The 16,669-nt window shown below is 64.8% G+C and carries 21 protein-coding genes; 16 read left to right on the forward strand and 5 right to left on the reverse strand.

Annotation, left to right across the window (positions count from 1 at the left end; genetic code table 11):
* Positions 1-44: 44 nt before the first annotated feature.
* Positions 45-716, forward strand: coding sequence for a haloacid dehalogenase type II (locus NO357_RS15415; protein ID WP_306736599.1), 672 nt, complete (start codon positions 45-47; stop codon positions 714-716).
* Positions 717-725: 9 nt separating this feature from the next.
* On the opposite strand, the gene NO357_RS15420 is transcribed toward NO357_RS15415, so the two are convergent.
* Positions 726-1,799 (reverse strand): NAD(P)/FAD-dependent oxidoreductase, encoded by a 1,074-nt coding sequence (locus tag NO357_RS15420; RefSeq protein WP_306736600.1) that lies wholly within the window; start codon positions 1,797-1,799, stop codon positions 726-728.
* A 41-nt stretch (positions 1,800-1,840) separates the two neighbouring features.
* Here NO357_RS15420 and NO357_RS15425 point away from each other — a divergent pair, with 41 nt between their 5' ends.
* Positions 1,841-2,266: a cupin domain-containing protein gene (locus NO357_RS15425; protein WP_306736601.1), complete on the forward strand. Its 426-nt coding sequence runs from the start codon at positions 1,841-1,843 to the stop codon at positions 2,264-2,266.
* A 386-nt stretch (positions 2,267-2,652) separates the two neighbouring features.
* Here the strand turns inward: NO357_RS15425 and NO357_RS15430 are convergent, their stop codons facing one another.
* From NO357_RS15430 to dksA, 3 genes are all read right to left on the reverse strand, one after another.
* The gene (locus NO357_RS15430) at positions 2,653-2,958 is read right to left on the reverse strand and encodes a hypothetical protein (protein ID WP_306736602.1); all 306 of its coding nucleotides are present in this window, start codon (positions 2,956-2,958) and stop codon (positions 2,653-2,655) included.
* Entirely contained in the window at positions 2,955-4,136 is a 1,182-nt protein-coding gene (locus tag NO357_RS15435) for an FAD-dependent monooxygenase (RefSeq protein ID WP_306736603.1), read from the reverse strand. The genes NO357_RS15430 and NO357_RS15435 overlap by 4 nt, the downstream gene beginning before the upstream one ends.
* Before the next feature lie 73 nt (positions 4,137-4,209).
* Positions 4,210-4,632, reverse strand: a complete 423-nt coding sequence (gene dksA, locus NO357_RS15440) for an RNA polymerase-binding protein DksA (RefSeq protein ID WP_306736604.1) — start codon at positions 4,630-4,632, stop codon at positions 4,210-4,212.
* A 270-nt stretch (positions 4,633-4,902) separates the two neighbouring features.
* On the opposite strand from dksA, the gene NO357_RS15445 reads away from it, so the two are divergent.
* A complete protein-coding gene (locus NO357_RS15445; protein WP_306736605.1) occupies positions 4,903-5,742 on the forward strand; it encodes an AAA family ATPase in 840 nt (279 codons plus the stop codon).
* Between the two features lie 73 nt (positions 5,743-5,815).
* Positions 5,816-6,604, forward strand: coding sequence for a trypsin-like serine peptidase (locus tag NO357_RS15450; RefSeq protein WP_306736896.1), 789 nt, complete (start codon positions 5,816-5,818; stop codon positions 6,602-6,604).
* A gap of 440 nt (positions 6,605-7,044) precedes the next feature.
* On the opposite strand, the gene NO357_RS15455 is transcribed toward NO357_RS15450, so the two are convergent.
* On the reverse strand, positions 7,045-7,749 hold the full coding sequence (locus NO357_RS15455; RefSeq protein WP_306736606.1) for a DUF1223 domain-containing protein: 705 nt from the start codon (positions 7,747-7,749) through the stop codon (positions 7,045-7,047).
* A 310-nt stretch (positions 7,750-8,059) separates the two neighbouring features.
* On the opposite strand from NO357_RS15455, the gene acnA reads away from it, so the two are divergent.
* The 12 genes from acnA (at position 8,060) to NO357_RS15515 (ending at position 16,534) form a co-directional block, all read left to right on the forward strand.
* Positions 8,060-10,804, forward strand: a complete 2,745-nt coding sequence (gene acnA / locus NO357_RS15460; RefSeq protein ID WP_306736607.1) for an aconitate hydratase AcnA — start codon at positions 8,060-8,062, stop codon at positions 10,802-10,804.
* A gap of 113 nt (positions 10,805-10,917) precedes the next feature.
* The gene (locus NO357_RS15465) at positions 10,918-11,346 is read left to right on the forward strand and encodes a DUF7684 family protein (RefSeq protein WP_306736608.1); all 429 of its coding nucleotides are present in this window, start codon (positions 10,918-10,920) and stop codon (positions 11,344-11,346) included.
* A 328-nt stretch (positions 11,347-11,674) separates the two neighbouring features.
* Entirely contained in the window at positions 11,675-12,478 is an 804-nt protein-coding gene (gene trmD, locus NO357_RS15470) for a tRNA (guanosine(37)-N1)-methyltransferase TrmD (RefSeq protein WP_306736897.1), read from the forward strand.
* A 69-nt stretch (positions 12,479-12,547) separates the two neighbouring features.
* A complete protein-coding gene (locus NO357_RS15475; protein ID WP_306736609.1) occupies positions 12,548-12,856 on the forward strand; it encodes an EthD family reductase in 309 nt (102 codons plus the stop codon).
* Between the two features lie 274 nt (positions 12,857-13,130).
* Complete coding sequence (gene rplS / locus NO357_RS15480; protein WP_306736610.1) at positions 13,131-13,505, forward strand: 50S ribosomal protein L19; 375 nt, start codon at positions 13,131-13,133, stop codon at positions 13,503-13,505.
* An 11-nt stretch (positions 13,506-13,516) separates the two neighbouring features.
* Positions 13,517-13,738 (forward strand): 50S ribosomal protein L31, encoded by a 222-nt coding sequence (gene rpmE / locus NO357_RS15485; protein ID WP_306736611.1) that lies wholly within the window; start codon positions 13,517-13,519, stop codon positions 13,736-13,738.
* 128 nt (positions 13,739-13,866) lie between these two features.
* Positions 13,867-14,265, forward strand: coding sequence for a carboxymuconolactone decarboxylase family protein (locus NO357_RS15490; RefSeq protein ID WP_306736612.1), 399 nt, complete (start codon positions 13,867-13,869; stop codon positions 14,263-14,265).
* Entirely contained in the window at positions 14,255-14,503 is a 249-nt protein-coding gene (locus tag NO357_RS15495) for a hypothetical protein (RefSeq protein ID WP_306736613.1), read from the forward strand. The genes NO357_RS15490 and NO357_RS15495 overlap by 11 nt, the downstream gene beginning before the upstream one ends.
* Positions 14,504-14,607: 104 nt before the next feature.
* A complete protein-coding gene (locus NO357_RS15500) occupies positions 14,608-14,862 on the forward strand; it encodes a hypothetical protein (protein ID WP_306736614.1) in 255 nt (84 codons plus the stop codon).
* A gap of 129 nt (positions 14,863-14,991) precedes the next feature.
* Positions 14,992-15,150: a hypothetical protein gene (locus NO357_RS15505; protein WP_306736615.1), complete on the forward strand. Its 159-nt coding sequence runs from the start codon at positions 14,992-14,994 to the stop codon at positions 15,148-15,150.
* A 137-nt stretch (positions 15,151-15,287) separates the two neighbouring features.
* Positions 15,288-15,725, forward strand: a complete 438-nt coding sequence (gene aroQ, locus NO357_RS15510) for a type II 3-dehydroquinate dehydratase (RefSeq protein WP_306736616.1) — start codon at positions 15,288-15,290, stop codon at positions 15,723-15,725.
* Complete coding sequence (locus NO357_RS15515) at positions 15,725-16,534, forward strand: fructosamine kinase family protein (protein ID WP_306736617.1); 810 nt, start codon at positions 15,725-15,727, stop codon at positions 16,532-16,534. Before aroQ ends, NO357_RS15515 begins: the two co-directional genes overlap by 1 nt.
* Positions 16,535-16,669: the final 135 nt, after the last annotated feature.

Consider the following 16,669-nt stretch of genomic DNA (forward strand, 5'->3'; position numbering starts at 1 on the left):
TTCCTGCCCTGTTCACAATCAACGACACCGGCTAATTTGTTCCCATGACCTTGGCCCTGATTTTCGATGTCTTCGGCACCTGCGTTGATTGGCGCACCTCCGTCGCCCGTGACGTGGCGGCGGCGCTCCCGCATGTGGATGCCATCCAATTCGCGATGGACTGGCGCGCCGAATACGACCCCGCCATGAAGCGCATCCGCGACGGCGGCCGCGGCTATGTACCGCTTGACGATCTACATCTCGAAAACCTCCATCGGGTCGCGGCGCGCCACGGCGTCACCGCGCCCGACAGCCTCAACACCGCATGGGAAAGGCTCGATCCCTGGGCGGATGTGGTCCCCGGCCTGACCCACCTGCGCAAGACCCACATCATTGCGCCGTGCTCCAATGGCTCCATCGCCCTGATGACCCGGCTGGCGCGCTATGCCCAGCTGCCATGGGATTGCATCCTCGGCGCCGACCTGGCCCGCGACTACAAACCCAACCCGGCAGTCTATCTCGCCTCCTGCGCCGCCCTGCGGCTTGATCCCGGCGAGGTGATGATGGTCGCCGCCCATAACGGCGATCTCTTCGCCGCGCGCGACGCGGGCCTGTACACCGCCTTCGTCCCGCGCCCGACCGAATACGGGCCGGATCAGGCCACCGATCTTGCGCCCGAGGCCGACTGGACCGTTGTCGCCCGCGATTTCACCGATCTCGCCCGGCAGATGGCGTAGGGCGGGGTTTCACCCCGCCTCCCCTTGCCCGAACCGTTCCAACCTCCACCGCGCAAGGCCCTTTACGTCGTCGCCCATCACGCACCCGGCGATCATTTCCCCCGCCAACGCCCCCAGCGTGGCGCCGGAATGCATCACCGCAAGGTACAGCCCCTCCGGTCCGGCAGGTCCCATGACCGGCCGTCCGTCGCCCGGCACCGGGCGCTGCGCCAGCACCACCTCGGCCCAGTCGAGCGGGATCCCCGGCAGCATGCGCCGGATCCGTGACAGCGCCTGGTCGGCCAGCGCGTCGGGCCGGTCGACCACGGTCTCGGTCTCGTCGCATTGGTGGCTGGCCGATGTTGGCGCCCAGATCTGCCCCGCGTTGTCCTGCCGGAGCTCTTGCCGCGGGCTGGAGAGGATGTGTCGGACCACCGGCGCCACCGGCCGCGTCCGGAGCAGCAGCCCGGGCCGGCTCAGCATCGGCAACGTCACCCCGAACGGCGTCACCAGCCCAGGTGCACCGATGCCGGCCGCGACCACCACCGCGTCGGCCGGGATGCGGCCCGCCTCCAGCGCAACGCCGGTCACACGTCCGGCGGTCTCCTCGATGCGCCGCACCGCGACCCCGGCGATCACCCGCACACCGGCTTTGGCCAACAGCGCCCGCACCGCCCGACCGAGGTCGACCGCGCCTTCGTCAGCAAATCGAAGTGCCTGCTCGGGGGGATCGGCAACCCCTGGCTCGAGCGTTCGAAACCCCTCTTTCGACACGATTTCAACTGGATAACCGAGAGCCTTCAAGTCATCTTGGAAGCTCTCAAGCGCCGTCCCCTGCGCCTCCCACCACAGGCAGCCCGGCCATTCCACCACGCCCTCGGGCAGCTCCGACGCGAGCCGCCGCCAAGCACCCATCGCAGCCAGCCGCAGGCGGAAATGATCGCTGTCGAGGTGGAAACTGGCGTTGATCCAGCCGAACCCGCGGCCGCTGGCCGCGCCCGCCACCGGCCCGGCCTCGACCACCGTCGCCCGCACGCCGCGGCGGGACAGATGCCAGGCCACGCTCGCTCCGATGATCCCCGCCCCGATGATCACAACCCGCATGATCCTTGCCCCTTGCCCGGCCGCGCCTTACGCTCGGAACCATGACCGAGGCCGACCGCATCATCAAGCAGTTGAACCTTGCCCGACACCCCGAGGGCGGTCACTACCGGCAAACCTGGGTGGCCGACGGGCCCGGCCGCCCCGCGGGCACCTGCATCTATTTCCTGCTGAAAGCCGGCGAGGCCAGCCATTGGCACCGGGTCGACGCCGCCGAGATCTGGCATTTCTACGCTGGCAACCCACTCATTCTTTCCATTTCGGAAACAGAAACAGGCCCGCGCCGCGACTTGGTGCTTGGACCCGACCTCGCCGCGAGCCAGGCGCCACAGCGGATCGTGCCGCCCGGCGCCTGGCAAAAGGCCGAAACAACAGGGGCTTACACGCTTGTCGGCTGCACCGTCAGCCCCGGCTTCATGTTCGAGCATTTCACCCTCGCCGCGCCCGGCTTCGACATCCCGATTACCTGAACGCCCGACCCGCCCCAGCCTGGCGGTAAAACAGCTCTCCCCGCGGACCGCCCGCCTCCAAGTTCACCGGAATGGGCCAGCGGGCATTCTGACCGCTCAATTTTTCTTTGATTGAAGGACCAAGACGAGGTTTCAAACCAACGCCCTCATGCTCGCACCTCAACAAAGAAACAGTAAGTGAAATTTCTCAATACCAGGGCCTTTGCGATCTGCCTGGCAGCGGGCTTTGGCCTTGCGGGTTCAGGCTGTGGCGTTCCCAGCTATATTAACACCGAAGATGAGGGCCCACGGCTCGAGGGCAACGCGGCCATCACCCGGACCGTCGCGGGGCATGTCCTCGAAAATGGTAATGGCGGCGGAAACTATTTCCCTCCTGATGGCACCGTTTACTTCGTTGAACCGGTATCGACCAGGTCGGCCGCGGCCGCTGGTTCGTCTCCGGTGACGGCCTTAGGTGGTACCAGGTCGATCAAAGCGGGGCCGATATCGAACATGGCAAGGTCACGCGGTTCAAGCCGATGAACATGTGCGGCTGGTTTCATCCCCGGCCCGACGGAAGTTTTGTGGTCGACACAATGGGCGGAGGCAACTTGGCCACCGGAAAACCGGTCAAAGGTTTTCCACTGAAAAATCGGTTCGACAAGCTGCGCAGGTTCTCCGGGATCTGACCGAACCTCGCCTTGGTCGCTCAATCCCCCCGCGTCACGTCATGGGTGTAAAGCCAGTCGAACTGGCGCAGCATCTTTTCCGGGAACATCTTTGCCCCCAGCCGCATCACGCTGTGGGCGGCTAACCGAAGCGGCGGGAATTTCAGGTGGTATTTCCAGGCATTGTCGGTGGCGGTGTTGACCACCCGGGTGGCCCGCTTGATCCGCCGCTCCTGATAAAGCGCCAGTCCCACCGCGATGCTCTCGGCGCCCGACAGCGACGCCGCCAGCACCCAGGCGTCCTCCATCGCCATCGCCGCGCCCTGCGCCATGAAGGGCAGCGTCGGATGCGCCGCATCGCCCAGGATCGCGACGGCCCTGCCATGCCAGTGCGGCGCCACCTCGTGGCGGAACAGACCCCACAGGAAGACATCCTCGACCCGGCTCAGCATCTCCTGCACCCGGGGCGCGAAATCGGCGAAGGCGCGGCGCAGGTTCTCCGGGTCGTCGCGCCGGTTCCAGCCCTCCTCGGTCCAGCCGCGCCGCTCCTGCACCGCCACCAGGTTGACCAGCTCGCCGCCGCGGACCGGATAGCAGACCAGGTGCCGCCCCGGCCCCATATGCACCATCGCCTGCGGCCCGCGGCCCATCGTGTTGGGAATCACCGCTCGCCAGGCAACCTGGCCGGTGAAAAACGGTGTCTCCGGCCCGTTCAGCACCGGTCGTACCATCGAATGCAGCCCGTCGGCGCCGACGATCAGGTCGGCCCGGCGCTCGCCGCCATCCTCGAGCCACACCACCGGGCCATCACCGGAATCGTCCTCGATCCGATCGACCCTGGCCCCCAACTCTACTTCGACCCCGGCTTCACGCGCGCCCTCCTCCAGCACCCAGATCAGGTCGGCCCGGTGCATGAAGTAGTATCGCTCATCCTTAAGCAGTCCGAGATCGAGCCGTACGACATCGCGGCCCCTGTAATCCACCAGTCGCACCTCGCGCGCCTGCACAGCACCGGCACCCTCGAGCCTGTCATCCAGACCCAGCCCGCGCAGCACCGCCACCGCGTTGGGGCTCAGCTGCAGCCCGGCGCCCACCTCGGTGATTTCCGGCGCCTGCTCCAGAACCGTGACATGCGCGCCCCGCAGCGCCAGCGCCCGCGCCGCGCACAAGCCCCCGATTCCGGCCCCGATCACCGTGGCCCGCAGTCCCGTCAACATTCCCATGGGACGACCTTAGCGATGAAAAACGCCGGAGCGAAAGCCCCGGCGTTCAGGAAATCCGTCATAGGCGACGCGCTCAATCGTCCCGATGCACCTTCTCGCGGCGCTCGTGCTGTTCCTGCGCCTCAAGGCTCATCGTCGCGATCGGCCGCGCATCCAGCCGCTTGAGGCTGATCGGCTCGCCGGTCACTTCGCAGTACCCGTATTCGCCCTCGTCGATGCGACGCAGCGCGCTGTCGATCTTGGCGACCAGCTTGCGCTGGCGGTCGCGGGTCCGAAGTTCCAGCGCCCGGTCGGTCTCTTCGCTGGCGCGGTCCGCGATGTCGGGAATGTTGCGGGTGCTGTCCTTCATCCCCTCGATGGTATCGCGGCTGTCGTCCAGAAGTTCTGTCCTCCAGGTCAACAGCTTGCGGCGGAAATATTCGAGCTGGCGCTCGTTCATGAAAGGTTCGTCCTCGGCAGGACGATAATCGTCTGGCAGAAACGTCTCTGCTTTCATGTCTGCTCCCAAATCTTCGCCAAGTTTGGTCATTGGCTCCCCTTCTCTTGCGCGCCTCTTACTCGCCTCCAGAAGGATTGTCACTACCCGAAAGCACGTTTGTGATGCCTTCCGAACGCCCTGCCCGGACAAGCCCCCCTGGGGCGCCCATCAAATGTGCGGTATCAGCCGATTGCGGTCATTTAATGTCTCGATTAGGGTGCAGCCGAGCCCGGGTCGGGCCGGTCTCGGGCCGGCCGGGGCCTGCAGACAGACGGGGACGCGCAGAACATGAAATTTGAAGGTACCGACGCTTATGTCGCCACCGACGACCTTAAGGTCGCAGTCAACGCCGCGGTGACGCTGGAACGGCCTTTGCTGGTCAAGGGCGAACCCGGCACCGGTAAGACCGAATTGGCGCGCCAGGTTTCCGAGGCCCTCGGCCTGCGGATGATCGAGTGGAACATCAAATCCACCACCAAGGCGCAGCAGGGCCTTTATGAATACGACGCCGTCAGCCGCCTGCGCGACAGCCAGCTCGGCGACGAGCGCGTCCATGATGTCAGGAACTACATCAAGCGCGGCAAACTGTGGGACGCCTTCGACGCCGGTGAAAAGGTCGTGCTTCTGATCGACGAAATCGACAAGGCTGATATCGAGTTTCCCAACGACCTTCTGCAGGAACTCGATAAGATGGAGTTCTTCGTCTACGAGACCGGCGAAACCATCCGGGCGAAGCAGCGCCCGATCGTGATCATCACTTCGAACAACGAAAAAGAGCTGCCCGACGCCTTCCTGCGCCGCTGCTTCTTCCACTATATCCGCTTCCCCGACCATGACACCATGCGCGCCATCGTCGAGGTCCATCACCCCAGCATCAAGGAACAACTTCTGACCACGGCGCTCACGCAGTTCTATGAGGTTCGCGAAACCCCTGGCCTGAAAAAGAAGCCCTCGACCTCCGAAGTGCTCGACTGGCTCAAGCTGCTGCTGGCCGAGGATCTCGACCCCGCCGATCTCAAGCGCGACGGCAAGTCGGCCCTGCCGAAGCTGCACGGCGCACTGTTGAAGAACGAACAGGACGTGCATCTGTTCGAACGGCTCGCCTTCATGGCGCGGAGCCAGAGATAGGGCGATGTGCCCGCGGTGCCGCAAACGGCCGGCCGGACATCGGCGCGCCGCGGCACTGATCTGCTTGGCGCTCGTGGCCGGCAGCGCGACCGCCCAAAGCGCACCGCCACCCGAAACGGCACCCACCCCCAACCCGGTCTGCAGCGAGACCGCGCCCGAGAACCCGCGATGCGCAGCGATCCGGGCCCGCGAGGCGGTGGCCCCACAGGGTTTCCCTTTCGCCGCCATCGGCCGGGTCTATCACGGCCGCACCGAAACCCCGCAGAAGACCAAGAACCACTGCACCGGCGTGCTGGTGTCCGAAAGGCTGGTGCTGACCGCCGCCCATTGCCTGTGGAACGGGGCGCTCAAACGCTGGTCGGCGCCCGAGACTCTGGCCTTCGCTGCCGGGTATCGCGGCGGCACGGCGCTTGGCTCTGCCGGGGTCGAGCGCCTGGTGCTGCCCGGGATTTTGGCCGAGCGCCCAAAGTTCCGCCGCATGCCGCAGGAAGACTGGGCGATGCTGGTGCTGAAGGACCGGCTCGGCCAGAGACTCGGCCACCTCGACCTGTTCCGCGGCAAACTCCGCGAGGCCGGAGATGGCACCGCCTATCTCGCCGGTTACGCCGGGCTGCGCGGTGAAGAACTGACCCTGGCCCGCGACTGCGACCGGCCGCTGGCCGTCGCCGGGCGGTTGCTGGCCAGCTGTGCCGCCATGCGCGGCGATTCCGGCGCGCCGTTGATCTGGGACGGGGGCGACGGGCCGGTCCTGCTCGGCATCACCACCGCCGTCAGCACCACCGAACGCCCCTATGGCACCGAGTTCGCCCCGTGGTTCCGCCTGCGCGACGCGCTGGCCGAGGAACGGGCCAAAGGCAACTGAGCCCGTGGCTGTCCGCCCGCGGTCGCCCGACCCGGCCGGATTGCCCGCCCTTTCCCACTCTGCCTGCGCTCCAAGGGTTATTGGTATCTGACGTCGCGCGTCTTGACGCTGGCCGATCTCACCGAGACCGCGCCGTGCATTGCCGACGACTGTGTCTGCCTGGCCGGTGTGATCCAACGCAGCCGAGGCCAGCCCCCGCCGACCCGCTCAAGTTGTTCGTCGATCCGCCATTTCTCGGCATAGGCGTCGGTCGGCGGCTGGTACACTGGGCGCTGCGACAGCGCCCGCGCTCGAAACACCGGACCACTCAACATCGAGGCCGATTCCGGCGCCATCCCGTTTCATGAAGCCATGGGCATAAGCCACAACGGCTCAGCCACCTCCGGCTCGTTCCCGGGCGCCGCCTGCCGCTTGTGGAAATCAGGTTGTCGTATGGGTGTTTATTCCACGCGCGCCGCCGCCAGAATCGGGCCAAATCCCTTGCGTTGCAGGATCACCGCCGCCGGCAGGTCATCCTTGACGCGGGTCTTCAGCGTGAACGGGGCCGCGCCGTCCCACTCGCCGATCACGTCCCAGTGCCGCACCACGTTGGCATAGGTATAGCTGTGACCTGCATTCTCGCCCCGGCGGATATCGACGGTCGCCGCTGGCTCGAACCGCACCAGTTGCACGACAATCGTCCCCGACTTGGCCCCACCCTGTGCCTCGACAATCACCTCACCACCCTGCCGCGCCACGCGCAACGCCACGGGTTGGGCGCGCTCCTGATAGGATGCGATCAGGTCGGTCACGTCCATCGGATGGTTGCCGACCACATGGTCCTGACCGTGAATGATCATCTGCGGCGTATAGACCGAGCGCCTGTGCCCGGCCTTGGCATAGCCATGCTGACGCTGGGTGAACTTGCGCTGGGCAAAGACATCCTTCCAGCCGATATAATCCCAGTAATCGACGTGCAGGCTCAGCGCCACCACGTCGTCTCGCTTGGCCAGTTCATGCAGGAAGGCATCGGCCGGCGGGCAGCTGGAACAGCCCTGGCTGGTGAACAGTTCGACCACGATCACCGGCTTTTCCGCCCCTTGGGCCAGCCCGGCCGAGCCGAGCATCACCCAAAACGCCGTCAATCCTCGCAGAAGCCGCATCATCGCGCACCGAACCCCATGCCGTTAACATTCGCATCTTCCCTCTTAAGTGGGCCGCTTTGAAATAACCAATCAAGGTTTTGCGAGAAACCGGTGAGGCCGCCAACCGTGCCGTCGTCGCCGGCTCGGCGCGGCAAACACCGTCCTGAATGACGGTTGAGCTGAACCGGGACAGCCCGCCCCCGGCCGGGCCTCTTGCTGCGACTCGATATTTTGTATACAAAAGCATACACAAACGCGCTGACCCCTTGAACCCGCGCGCGCGATACGTCAAAAGCAGCCGCAAACCGCATTTCAGCTGGAGAATGCCGCCATGCCCATCACTGTTGGACAGGACACCGCCAAGACCCGCAAGACCTTGACCGTCGGCGACCAGTCGGTCGCTTACTATTCGATCCCCGCGGCCGAAGCCGCCGGCCTGGGTGATTTCTCGCGCCTGCCTGCCGCGCTCAAGGTCGTACTGGAAAACATGCTGCGGTTCGAAGACGGCAAGACGGTCAGCGTCGACGATATCAAGGCCTTTGCCGAATGGGGTGCACAGGGCGGCCAGAACCCGCGCGAGATCGCCTATCGCCCGGCCCGCGTGCTGATGCAGGATTTCACCGGCGTTCCGGCCGTGGTCGACCTCGCGGCGATGCGCGACGGCATCAAGGCGTTGGGCGGCGACGCACAAAAGATCAATCCGCTCAATCCGGTCGACCTGGTGATCGATCACTCGGTGATGATCGACGAGTTCGGCAACCCGCGCGCCTTCCAGATGAACGTCGACCGCGAATACGAACGCAACATGGAACGCTACCAGTTCCTGAAATGGGGCCAGTCGGCCTTCAACAACTTCCGCGTCGTGCCGCCGGGCACCGGCATCTGCCACCAGGTCAACCTCGAATACCTGGCCCAGACCGTCTGGACCGACACCGATCAGTCGGGGGACGAGGTCGCCTATCCCGATACGCTGGTCGGCACCGACAGCCACACCACCATGGTCAACGGCATGGCCGTTCTGGGCTGGGGCGTCGGCGGGATCGAGGCCGAGGCCGCGATGCTGGGCCAGCCGATCTCGATGCTGATCCCCGAGGTTGTCGGCTTCCGCCTGACCGGCGAGATGCTCGAAGGCACCACCGGCACCGACCTGGTACTGAAAGTCGTTGAACTGCTGCGTGCGAAAGGCGTGGTCGGCAAGTTCGTCGAATTCTACGGCCCCGGCCTCGACAAGCTACCGCTGGCCGATCGCGCCACCATCGCCAACATGGCCCCCGAATACGGCGCCACCTGCGGGTTTTTCCCGGTCGACGGCGAAACCCTGCGTTACCTGCGCCAGACCGGCCGGGACGAGGACCGCATCGCACTGGTCGAAGCCTATGCACGTGAAAACGGCTTCTGGCGCGGGGCGGATTACGATCCGATCTATACCGACACGCTTGAGCTTGACATGTCGACCATCGTGCCCGCGATCTCAGGCCCGAAGCGGCCGCAGGACTACACGCCGCTCAATCGGGCCGCCCGCGCCTTCTTCGACGTGGTTGCCGAGTATCGCGGCGAAGACGAAACAGAGGCCGCAACCGAAATGGCCGCCGAAGGCCCCGCCCCGGACGCCCTGATCGACCCGCGCAAATCGATCAAGGTCAAGGGCGAGGACTACGCGCTGCGCGACGGTTCGGTGGTGATCGCCTCGATCACCTCCTGCACCAACACCTCGAACCCCTATGTGATGATCGGCGCCGGCCTCGTGGCCAAGAAGGCGCACGAACTGGGGCTCAACCGCAAGCCCTGGGTCAAAACCTCGCTCGCGCCGGGCAGCCAGGTCGTCACCGAATATCTCGAAGCCGCCGGCCTGCAGGAGCATCTCGACGCCATCGGCTTCAACCTGGTGGGCTATGGCTGCACCACCTGCATCGGCAACTCAGGCCCGATCCAGAAGGAGCTCAGCGAAGCGATTGCCGAGGGCGATCTGGTCGCCACCTCGGTGCTGTCGGGCAACCGCAACTTCGAGGGCCGGATCAGCCCGGACGTGCGCGCCAACTACCTCGCCAGCCCGCCGCTGGTCGTGGCCTATGCGCTGGCCGGCGACATGAACATCGATCTCGCCAACGATCCCATCGCCCAGACGCCCGACGGCAAGGATGTCTACCTCAAAGACATCTGGCCGACGCAGAAGGAAATTGCCGAACTGGTCGAACGGACGGTCACCCGCGAGGCGTTCCAGTCGAAATATGCCGATGTCTTCAAGGGCGACGAGAAATGGCAGGGTGTCGAAACCACCGGCGATGAAACCTACGACTGGCCGGCGACCTCGACCTATATCCAGAACCCACCCTATTTCCGGGGCATGGGCACCGAGCCCGGCACCATCGGCAATATCGACGGCGCCCGTATCCTCGCTGTGCTGGGCGATATGGTGACGACCGACCACATTTCGCCTGCAGGCTCGTTCAAGGACACGTCACCGGCCGGCCAGTACCTGATCGACCGTCAGGTGCCGGTGCGTGAATTCAACTCCTACGGCTCGCGCCGCGGCAACCACGAGGTGATGATGCGCGGCACCTTCGCCAACATCCGCATCAAGAACGAGATGCTCGACGGCGTCGAAGGCGGCTACACCAAGGGGCCGGACGGCACGCAGACCTCGATCTACGACGCCGCCATGGCCTATCAGGATCAGGGCACGCCGCTGGTGGTGTTCGGCGGCGAACAATATGGCGCCGGCTCTTCGCGTGACTGGGCCGCCAAAGGCACCGCCCTTCTGGGCGTCAAGGCCGTGATCGCCGAGTCGTTCGAACGCATCCACCGCTCCAACCTGGTCGGCATGGGCGTGATCCCGTTCGAGTTCACCGGCGGCGACACCCGCAAATCGCTGGGTCTCACCGGCGACGAAACCGTGGCGATCCACGGCCTCGACACCATCCAGCCGCTGCAGGAGGTGCCCTGCACCATCACCCGCGCCGATGGCTCGAAGACCGAGATCGCGCTCAAGTGCCGGATCGATACCGCGATCGAGATCGAATATATCGAACATGGTGGCGTGTTGCATTACGTGCTCAGGAACCTCGCCAAGTCGTAAGGCTCTCCCGCGAGCGGTGAAATCGCCCGCGTCGCTTCGCTGAAAACGCCCCGGTCAGAACGGCCGGGGCGTTTTCCGTTGCGTGTGGGGTCCCTTCCCGCCACCCTGCCCCCATGTTCACAACCGTCACCGAATTGGCCGTTGACCTCTCGGCGCCGCCGCCCGACCTGCAGGCGCAAGCGGGGCTCTATGTCCTGATCCTCTGCCGCGGCGATATCGATCCCGACTGGCAATGGGACATGGCCCGCAAAATCGCCCTCGCCCACCCGGTTCTGGTGGCTGCCTGGGGCCCGGGCACCACCACCTGGGACGACGCCATCGACATGGTCTGCATCGTCGGCGAGGCCCTTGGCGGGATACCCCACCCGCCCGAGATCCTGACCACCTGGCATGACGGTGAACCGCTGGAAGAAACGGTCGCGTTCCTCGCCACCAGCCCGAAATACGATCAGGCGCCTGCCGACAAGCTCCTGATCCTCGACATGGGCAACACCTCCGCCACCGCCAGCGATGTTGCCCGCCTGCTCGCCCGGCAGGACTGACCCGCCCTTTCATCTTGCCGGCAAATACTCCTGCCGGAGGCGCCCGCACTCACCTCCCGCCCACCGGCCCGGGGACAGGCCCAAGCCGCCGCAGGCTGCGCGGGGTGGGCGGGCGGGCGCGTGGCCTGCGGGGGCGGCCTCGCCACCGCGCGCCGAGTTAACCCGACTCTGAACCAAACCTTGTGCCACCGCCCGCCAGACGGTCCGCCAGCCAGACTGCCAGCCGGGTTGCCATATGGCATGTTCTCTCAAACCTTGCGCCATTAACCCCTTGGTGCGGTGGCTTTACGCTCCGTTCACCTTGGCCTAAGACGACGCCATGAGCGACATATCCAAACCTGCCAAATCGCATGGCCGCAAATCCATCAGCGCCAGCCTCAAGCCGCGCGACCTGACGGAAGAAAACCGCCTTGCCCGCGCCTGGACGGCCCAGGTTATCACCTTGTTCCCACAGGCTTTTCCGGGCGTCCTTGGCGAAAGCCTGACCGGCCGGGCGCTGAAAGACGGGATCTGGCAGCTTGAGGCCGTCGACCTGCGCCCCTTCGGCGTTGGCAAACACCACAACGTCGATGACACCCCCGCCGGCGGCGGCGCCGGCATGGTGCTGCGCGCCGACGTCCTGGGCAATGCCATCGAGCACACGCGAAGTCTGTCCCATAACCCCCTGCCGCTCTTCTATCTTTCGCCGCGCGGCCGCCGCTTTGACCAGGCCGTCGCGCGCCAGCTTGCGCAGGGCCCCGGCGTCACCTTCCTCTGTGGCCGGTTCGAAGGCGTCGACCAGCGCGTGCTTGATCACTACCAGATCATGGAACTGTCGCTGGGCGACTTCGTCCTCACCGGCGGCGAAATCGCGGCCCAGGCGATGCTCGATGCCACCGTACGGCTTTTGCCCGGCGTTCTGGGTAACGAAACCAGCCTCGAAGAAGAAAGCTTTTCCAATGGCTTGCTGGAGCATCCACAATATACCCGGCCCGCCGAATGGAAAGGCCACACGATCCCAGACGTGCTGCTGTCAGGCAATCACGCCGAGATCGAGAAATGGCGCCGGGCGCAGGCCGAAGCACTCACCCGCGCGCGGCGCCCGGATCTCTGGCAGGCCCGTATGGCACGAAAGTCTGACATGTCCGAATGAGACAGTCGCCCCGTCCGCCCGCTAGGCTGCGCCCGCGCACCGGAGCGTTAACCCGAAAGTAACCTTCGCATGACAGTCTCTTTGCAGGTCGCCCACCCTGCGGCCGACGGCACGACATTCGACTATGACTATTACCTCAGCACGCACATGGCGCTGGTCGACGAGTACATGGGCCCGCATATCAAGTCCACGCTGGTGACGAAAGGCCTGGCCGGCGGCCCCGACACGCCACCGCCCTTCCATGCCATCGCCACCATCGTCTTTGCCGATCAGGCCACGATGGATGCCGCGCTCGCTGCCTCGGACCCGGTTCTGAAGGATATTCCGAATTTCACCGACAGCACGCCACAGATACTGATCGGCGAGGTTGTGGGCTAAGCCTGCAAAACCCCTTGCCAGACGAGCCGCGATGCCCTAAACACCCGCCGTTCCCGGGTCGGTTTCCGAGTCGGGATCGCTGGGTATTGCGCTTGGGTGACACCGCTTTCTTCGGCTTTGTCCCGCCCTGGATCATCGCAGCGGCCAGCAGCGTAAAAAGCAACGACGACCTGACCTGCGGCGGGCGCTTTGGCGGACCCGATGGAAGACCGGCAGCTCTGAGGCGACACACACTTTGCGGGACAAACCGCAAGCAATTGAAGGAGTTGGGTCAATGGACCTGATCGCAGAACTCGAGGCCGAACAGGTCGCCTCGCTCGGGAAAGACATTCCCGATTTCAAGGCCGGCGACACCGTGCGCGTCGGCTACAAGGTGACCGAAGGCTCGCGCTCGCGCGTGCAGAACTACGAAGGTGTCTGCATCGCCCGCAAGAACGGCGACGGTATTGCCGGCAGCTTCACCGTCCGAAAAATCTCCTTCGGTGAGGGTGTGGAACGGGTTTTCCCGCTCTACTCGACCAACATCGAATCGATCGAGGTTGTGCGCCGTGGCCGCGTCCGCCGCGCCAAGCTCTACTATCTGCGCTCGCGCCGGGGCAAATCCGCCCGGATCGCGGAAGACACCCACTACAAGCCCAAGAAAGCCTGAGGTTTGCAGCGATGAAAAAAGACATCCACCCCGATTATCACTTCATCGACGTCAAGATGACCGATGGCACCATCATCAAAATGCGCTCGACCTGGGGCGCCGAGGGCGACACGCTGTCGCTCGACATCGATCCAACCGTGCACCCGGCCTGGACTGGCGGTGGCACCCGCCTGATGGACGCCGGCGGCCGCGTTTCGAAGTTCAAAAAGAAATACGAAGGCCTGGGCTTCTAAGCACCAGACGCCTTTTCGAGGGACAGATCACCGCCGCTCCACCACCGGGGCGGCGGTTTTCTTTTGACCTTTGACAAAGCGCCGGCGCTGCGTCCCAATGTGACAAAGCCCCCGCAAAGGATCCCGTCATGGCTACCGTCACACTTCTCGCCGACGAAGAACTGAGCCCCAAGGCAGCCGCCGTCTTCGCCGATATCCGCGCCACCCGCGGCACCGATTATGTCAACAATTTCTGGCGGGCGCTGGCGCATAACCCCGACCGGCTCGAAGCGGTATGGTCCCAACTCAAGCAGATCATGGGCCCCGGCGCGCTCGACCCGCTGGTCAAGGAAATGATCTATATCGCCGTCTCGGCCAGCAATGCCTGCGAATACTGCTGCCATTCGCACACCGCCGCCGCGCGCGCCAAGGGGATGAGCGATGCGATGTACAACGAGCTCATGGATGTGATCGGCATGGCCAACCAGACCAATGCCCTGGTCAATGCGCTACAGGTGCCGGTGGACGACATCTTCCGTGCAGAATAAGAGTAAAATACGTAATTTCATATACTTCCCGCTCTTTCTTGGCCTGGCTTCCCTAGCCGCCGCCGACTGCCCCGGCCCGACCGATCTTACCCGCGGCCTCCGCCTTACCTATTCCGGCGGCGCGACCGAGGATTTCCGCCCGCACACCACCGTCGGCATCATCCAATCGGTCTATCGCGAAGACGACGGGGGGACGAGCCGCGCGCTGCTGGCGCAGGGCCTTTACTGCTGGAGCTAGTCGATCTCGACAACGGCGCGCCACTACCGTCGACGCGTTTTGTCGTCAGCTATCCAACGCCGGCGACAAAGCTGCCTTTCCCCGCGCCGGGATCCGACTGGACGGTGACCGCGGCAGTTCTCGACCAGGGCGCCCTGCGCAGCGAAAAGCAGGTCTATGACTTCGGCGTGGCGGAACAGATGCGTATCGGCGACTGCAGTTACACGATGATCCCGGTCGAAATCCGTTATGACGATGCCGACGATGACGTCGATGTCCTGCATTACCTGCCCGAGCTTGGGATATCGTATTTCGCCGGCGGGCTGGAAAACGGCAAGGGCGATCTTGCGGTTGCAGAAGGCATCTCGATCACGCCCTGAAACCGGCGCCCACCTTTGCTGCAATGCAGCAAGTGCATGACGGGGTTTCGCTATCGGGTGGTTCTCGCCGCGTCTCCGGCCCCTTATGTGGCAGGTAAGTTTTCAAAAATTGCCCAAGGAACGTGCAACATGACCAGAATTCGCGCCTTCGCCGCCCGGTTTCTTCCGGCGCCCCGCTTCTCCGACATTGCGATTGGCGAGATGACCGATATCCAGCTTCGCCGCGCCGGCCTGAGCAAAGCCGAGGTGCTGCACCGCACCTTCTCCGGCCTGACGACCTGCGGCTAAGCCACATCCCGACACCACCGCGGGCGACCAGAGGGGCCGGGCAGGCGATTGCGCCACAACCCGGCCCCTGCCTTTTCTTCCTGGGTTGCCAGCCGGGATTCCGGACCGCATAAAGCGGAAAGTCCACGGAGCCCCCGATGAGCAAGCTGATCACCATTCTCAACGGTCCCAATCTCAACCTGCTCGGCAAGCGCGAGCCGGAGATCTACGGCCATGAAACACTTGACGATGTTGAGAAATCCTGTGCCGCGGTGGGGGCGGAATTCGGGCTCGACGTGAAACTGCTGCAGTCGAACTGGGAAGGCCAGATCGTCGATTGGGTCCACGAGGCGCGGGGGGAAGCCGCCGGCATTATCATCAACCCCGCCGCACTGACCCACACGTCGGTCGCGGTACTCGACGCGCTCAACACCTTTGAAGGCCCGGTTTTCGAGGTCCATATTTCCCAGGTCCACAAGCGCGAGGCGTTTCGGCACCATTCCTACGTCAGCCTGCGCGCCGACGGGGTGATCGCCGGCTTCGGCATCGAGGGCTATGCCCTCGCCATGCGCCGCATGGGCAGCCTGCTGGGCTGATGCACGCGCTCGCCGCCGAGGCGGCCGCGCTTCTTGGACGCGCGCCGGTGCGGGTCGTGCCGCTGCATGGCGGCGATCTGAGTGATGTCCTGCGCCTCACCTTCTCCGACGGCAGCACGGCCATCGTGAAGTCCGGCCCCGCGCCCGAAATCGAAGCTAGTATGCTTCGCGCCATTCGGAACAGCGGAGCTTCGGCCCCCAAAGTGCTGGCCTGCAACAAAAAAGCCCTGGTCATGCAGGACCTGCCCGAGACCGGCGGGCTGTCCGACCAGGCATGGGGAGATCTCGGAAGTCAGTTGAGGTGCCTGCATGCGACCACCGGCCGGCGCTATGGCTGGGAGGTGGATTACGCCTTCGGCCAAGTGTCGATCCGGAACCGCTGGCACGACGACTGGCCCGCATTCTGGGCCGAGAACCGGCTTCTGGCCGATCTGGCGGAGCTGCCGCGCAGGCTGCACACGCCTCTTGAGCAAATCGCCACGGCCCTGCCCGGGCTCTTGCCGGCAAGCCCCCCGGCCAGTTTGTTGCATGGCGATCTCTGGACCGGGAACGTCATGGCCGACGGCCCGCGGCTGTCCGCGCTGATCGATCCGGCCTGCTATTTCGGCCATGGTGAGGTCGATCTGGCGATGCTCGAATTGTTCGGCCAACCCGCTCCGGCCTTCTGGAGGCAATACGGCCCCCCCCGGGACGGCTGGCCCATCCGGCGTGCGGTGTACCAGCTCTGGCCGGCAATCGTGCATCTGCGCCTGTTCGGGCTGAGCTACCTGTCGTTGGCGGAGCGACTGATCGCGCAGATCCCGGTCTAAGCTCGACGCACTACAGCCAGTCGAACCATGGGGCGCGGAATACCTCAATTTGCCCCGATTCCGTCGCAGCTTAACCTTTTTATGCCCCTGCAGATCGGCTAGAACCCCGGCATTCCCACACGGGCAGTCAGCCAA

It is taken from the genome of Marimonas arenosa (assembly GCF_030848945.1).
Classification (GTDB): Bacteria; Pseudomonadota; Alphaproteobacteria; order Rhodobacterales; family Rhodobacteraceae; genus Marimonas; species Marimonas arenosa.